Source organism: Streptomyces sp. (assembly GCF_036566765.1).
Classification (GTDB): Bacteria; Actinomycetota; Actinomycetes; order Streptomycetales; family Streptomycetaceae; genus Streptomyces.
In genome coordinates, this window is record NZ_DATCVQ010000450.1 from 1 (window position 1) to 4767 (window position 4767).

At 72.7% G+C, this 4767-nt stretch carries 4 protein-coding genes; 2 read left to right on the forward strand and 2 right to left on the reverse strand.

Annotated features, from left to right (window positions below; all coding sequences use genetic code 11):
• The coding region (gene rpsJ / locus VIU94_RS26650) for a 30S ribosomal protein S10 (protein WP_331914864.1) at nucleotides 1-198 on the reverse strand (198 nt) is incomplete at its 3' end.
• A gap of 427 nt (nucleotides 199-625) precedes the next feature.
• Here rpsJ and VIU94_RS26655 point away from each other — a divergent pair.
• A complete protein-coding gene (locus VIU94_RS26655; protein ID WP_414721017.1) occupies nucleotides 626-1549 on the forward strand; it encodes an RNA repair domain-containing protein in 924 nt (307 codons plus the stop codon).
• A gap of 144 nt (nucleotides 1550-1693) precedes the next feature.
• Nucleotides 1694-3778 carry a PIG-L family deacetylase gene (locus VIU94_RS26660; RefSeq protein ID WP_414721018.1) on the forward strand — a complete coding sequence of 695 codons (2085 nt, stop codon included), beginning with the start codon at nucleotides 1694-1696 and terminating at the stop codon, nucleotides 3776-3778.
• Between the two features lie 116 nt (nucleotides 3779-3894).
• Here VIU94_RS26660 and VIU94_RS26665 read toward each other — a convergent pair.
• Nucleotides 3895-4767 (reverse strand): elongation factor Tu (locus VIU94_RS26665; protein ID WP_331914866.1); only part of this gene is annotated, 873 nt, incomplete at its 5' end.

A 4767-nucleotide genomic window follows, 5' to 3' on the forward strand; every position in this document is an offset into this window, starting at 1 on the left:
CTCGAAGTGCTCGCGCGAGTCCTTGTACTTGTGCGGCGACTTGATGACGCAGTACACGTTCTTCTCAGTGGGCAGCGGCACCGGGCCCGCGACCGACGCACCAGTGCGCGTCACCGTCTCGACGATCTTCTTCGCCGAGGAATCGATGACCTCGTGGTCGTAGGCCTTGAGCCGGATGCGGATCTTCTGTCCCGCCATGGCTACTAGTAGTCCTTTGTCTCGTAACGCTCTGGAACCCGGGGGTTCTACCGACTCCTCCTCCGACCCACGCGGTCGGGCGTGTCGCACTCCCTCTACGAAAAAATCCCGAAGGATTTCCCAACCAAGGGGGTACGGGCCCAAAACCCGTGGAGACCGGAGGCGGCTGCAATGTCCGCAGATGGCCCACCGGGTGCCTGGTCTGCACCCCGCATACGCTTCCCGGAAGATTCCCGTACGTCCGCTCCTGAGAAGAAGCGACGAGTACTGTGGGACTCGCTTCCGGTCCTCCCGGCGGGAGGCGCGCAGCATCGGCACTCAACCGAGCAACCCCGACAGTCTGCCATACCGGGCCTGGCCGCCGCCAATCGGGGGCGAAGACTGTACCCCACGTCACGTACGGGTACACGCAGAGGCGCACGCACGCTTGGATGCGCCCCGCCGGCATGTCCTGGGGGTGAAGGTGCACACCAGCGACGAGATCTATCACCGGGTGCTGTGGGACCCCCGCTTCGACCCCGAGCGGTTCGTGATGGGGATCGCGGAGCGCGGGGCGCCGCCGAAGCGGATCGCACTCGACGACTTCGTGCCGGGCGGGGAGATCCCCTGGCACCGGGTGGTGTTCTTCGAGGCGGACGGCCAGGTCGTCTGGGACCGGGCCTCCGGCGTCGACCGGCTCGACGAGACCCTCGTCGGCCAGGTCGGGCCCGAGCCGGCCCGGAACCCCGCCGAGCTGCTCGCCGTCCCGCCGACCAACCGCACCGCCGTCGCCTGGCTGCCGCCGCAGGAGCTGTGGCCGCCGATCCAGCACATCCGCCGCGCCCACGACCGGCAGATCCGCCGCTGGCCGCCGCATGTCAACGTGCTCTTCGGCTTCGTCCCCGAGACGGAGTTCGCCCGGGCCGTGCCGCTGGTCGCGGCGGCCGTCGCCGAGACCCCGCCGTTCACCGCCCGCCTCGCCGGCGTCCACTGGTTCGGGCACCGCGAGGACGCCACCGTCTGGCTCGATCCGGCCGCCGCGGGCGAGGCGCCCTGGGCCCGGCTCCGGGGATCCCTGGAGCTCCGCTTCCCGCTCTGCGGAGCCCGCTCGCACGGCTTCACCCCGCATCTGTCCCTCGGCCGCAGCCCCGACCCGCACCCCCTCGCCCGCGAGGCGGAGGCCCTCCTCGGCCCCATGACGGCCCGGGTCGCCGAGCTGGTCCTGCTCTCCCGGCGCGGCGACGAGCCGATGCGGGTCCGGGCGCGCGTCCGCCTGGGCACCGGCGAGGTGCTCCGCGCTGCCGAGGCGGACGCGCGCCAGGAAGAGAATCCGTCGCTCCCGGGCAACCCTCCGCCGCCCGAGCCCGTCTAGTCAGTCGCGGCACGCGGCCCCGACCGGCCCGGCCGGCATGCGACAAGTCATGAGGACGCAGTACGGGGGCACCACGCGCCGGACCGCTGCGGGGGAAGCGGACGGAGCAGGACAGTGGACGCAGGCATACCCGAGCCCACGCACATACCCGGCCCCGCCCGCGCACCCGAACCACCCCTCGTACCCGCGCCCACCCGCGTCCGCCGCCGCAGCGTCGTCGCCTCCGCCGCCGCTCTCTCGCTGGCCGCCCTCGGCGGCGTCGCCGGCTGCTCCGTCCCCGCGCCGCGCCGCAAGGCCACCGCCGCCGACCCCGCGCCCGGCCTCGCCATCGGCGGCTCCCGGCGCGCGCAGCTGATGCAGATCGCCGCGCACCCGGACGACGACCTGTACTTCATGAACCCGGACGGCCAGCGGATGCTCGACGCGGGCGTCCCGCTGGTCTCCGTGTACGTCTCCGCCGGCGAGCACGACGGCAAGAACCACGTCCCGGGCCGGGGCCGCACGAACACCCCCGCCGACCGGCCCGCGTACTCCTCCGCCCGCCACCAGGGCCTGCGCCAGTCGTACGCGGAGGCGGTGGGCCTCCCCCGCTTCACGCCCTGGATCAAGGACGTCGTCACCCTGCGCGGCGGCCGACGCGCCGAGATCAACACGCTGAACAACGGCGCGCGCCGGGTCGAGCTGATCTTCCTCAACCTGCCGATGCACACGCCCCGCCGCTGGATGGCGCTGCCCGCGCTGTGGAGCGACCGCGCGCTGGAGCTGCGTACCGTGCTCGCCGCCGACTCCCCCGTGCGCAAGGCCGACACGTACGACTACGACCAGCTCGTCGACGTCCTCGCCGGGCTCATGGAGGCGTACCGCCCCACCGTGATCCACACCCTGGACCCGGACCCGGACATCCAGCACAGCGACGAGAAGAAGCGGAAGTTCGACAGCGAGCAGCCCGGCTACTCCGACCACGGGGACCACACCGCCGTGGCCTCCTTCAGCTGGGCCGCGATGGTCCGCCGGGTCGCCGAGGCCACCGCGGGCGGCGGCACCGTGCCGGCCTTCGCCGTCACCGCCTTCCGCGGCTACTACAACCGCCACTGGCCCAAGAACCTCCCGTCGGCGGTGCTCCGCGAGAAGGCCGGGCACCTCGTCCCGTACGGCGGCGACGCCTCCTGGCAGTGCGGCAACCCCTCCGGCTGCGGCGACTACGGGGTCGGCGGCGACCGCCCGCTGAAGAACGTCAAGGGCTGGGTACGGGCCACCCACTACCGTCACCCCGGCGCGGGCCCGGCCGTGGTCCCCGGGGCGGACGGCCGGCTCGCCGCGTACGGCGTGCTCGGGCTGCGCGCGGTGCGCTGGCGCGAGACCGCGCCGGGCAGCGGACTGTGGGGCGAGCCGGAGGACCTGGGCGGCGGCCCGCTCGCGCCCGCCCTGGGCTCCGCGACCCTTCCCGACGGGCGGGTGCTGCTCTTCGGGCTGCGGTTCTCCGCGCTCGGCGGGCACGGCGGCCCGAACCACCGCGAGATCGTGCTCCTGGAGCAGCGCTCCCCCGGCGGGAAGTTCCTCGCCTGGAAGGGCCTGGACAACCCGGAGCGCGGCGACGACCGCGGCCGGCGCATCGGCGTCCCGGTCGCGGTGGCCGCGCCGGACGGCCGCGTCCACCTCTTCGTGCGCAACGCCGACAAGGGCGTCTCGACGCGGGTCCGCCGGGCCGACGGCACCTGGGACCGCTGGCGGGCCCTGCCCGGCGACGCGGAGGTGCAGGACGGCCTGAGGGCGCTCGTGGACGCGCGGGGCCGCGTCCACCTGTTCGCCGCGGGCCGCGAGGAGATACGGCACTGGGCAGACGGCGTCGAGGACGCGCCGCTGCCGGGGGCCGGCGACCCGGTGGCGGCGGTCGCCACGGCCGCGGCCGTGGAGGTGTACTTCCGTGCCCCGGCCGCCGCGAAGCTGCTGACCGTGCCGGCGACCGGCGGCAGGCCCCGTACGGCCTCGTTCGACGGGTACGGCGCGGTGACCGCGGCCGCGGACGCCCGCGGCACGGTCCTGGTGGGGCGCGACCTGCGCGGGCGGGTCCAGTTGCGCCGCGACGGCGCGCTGCACACCCGTACGCAGGGCGTCGTCGCCCTCGGGGACTCCGCGCTGCACCTCACCCCGCAGGGCGCGGTCGCCGTGGGTCTCGGGGCGGACGCCCACCCGTGGGCGTGGCGCCCGGAGCAGGGCGCCCGGGGCTGACGTACTCCCCCGGGCCGGAGCGCAGGACGACGCACAGGAAAACGCGAAGGGCCCCGCACCTCTCGGTGCGGGGCCCTTGCGTTGCAGCTCAGCGAGCTACCAGGTCAGACCACGAATTACTTCGTGATGGAGATGACCTGGCCGGCGCCGACGGTCCGGCCACCCTCACGGATGGCGAACTTGAGGCCCTCCTCCATGGCGACGGGCTGGATCAGCTCGACGGACATGGTGGTGTTGTCGCCCGGCATGACCATCTCGGTGCCCTCGGGGAGGGTCACGACGCCGGTCACGTCCGTGGTACGGAAGTAGAACTGCGGGCGGTAGTTGTTGAAGAACGGGGTGTGACGGCCACCCTCGTCCTTCGACAGGATGTAGGCCTGGGCCTCGAAGTTGGTGTGCGGCGTGACCGAGCCCGGCTTGATGATGACCTGGCCGCGCTCGACGTCCTCGCGCTTGATGCCACGGAGGAGCAGACCGACGTTCTCGCCCGCCTGGCCCTCGTCGAGCAGCTTGCGGAACATCTCGATGCCGGTGACCGTGGTGGTGACCTTCTCGGTCTTGATACCGACGATGTCGACGGTCTCGTTGACCTTGAGGACACCACGCTCGATACGACCGGTGACGACGGTGCCACGACCGGTGATCGTGAAGACGTCCTCGATCGGCATCAGGAACGGCTTGTCGACGTCACGCTCGGGCTGCGGGATGGACTCGTCGACGGCCTTCATCAGCTCGAGGACGGACTCACCCCACTCCTTGTCGCCCTCCAGCGCCTTGAGCGCCGAGACCTTGACGACCGGCAGGTCGTCGCCCGGGAACTCGTACTCGGAGAGGAGCTCACGCACCTCGAGCTCGACGAGCTCCAGGATCTCCTCGTCGTCCACCATGTCGGCCTTGTTCAGGGCGACGACGATGTACGGAACGCCGACCTGGCGGGCCAGGAGCACGTGCTCCTTGGTCTGCGGCATCGGGCCGTCGGTGGCGGCGAC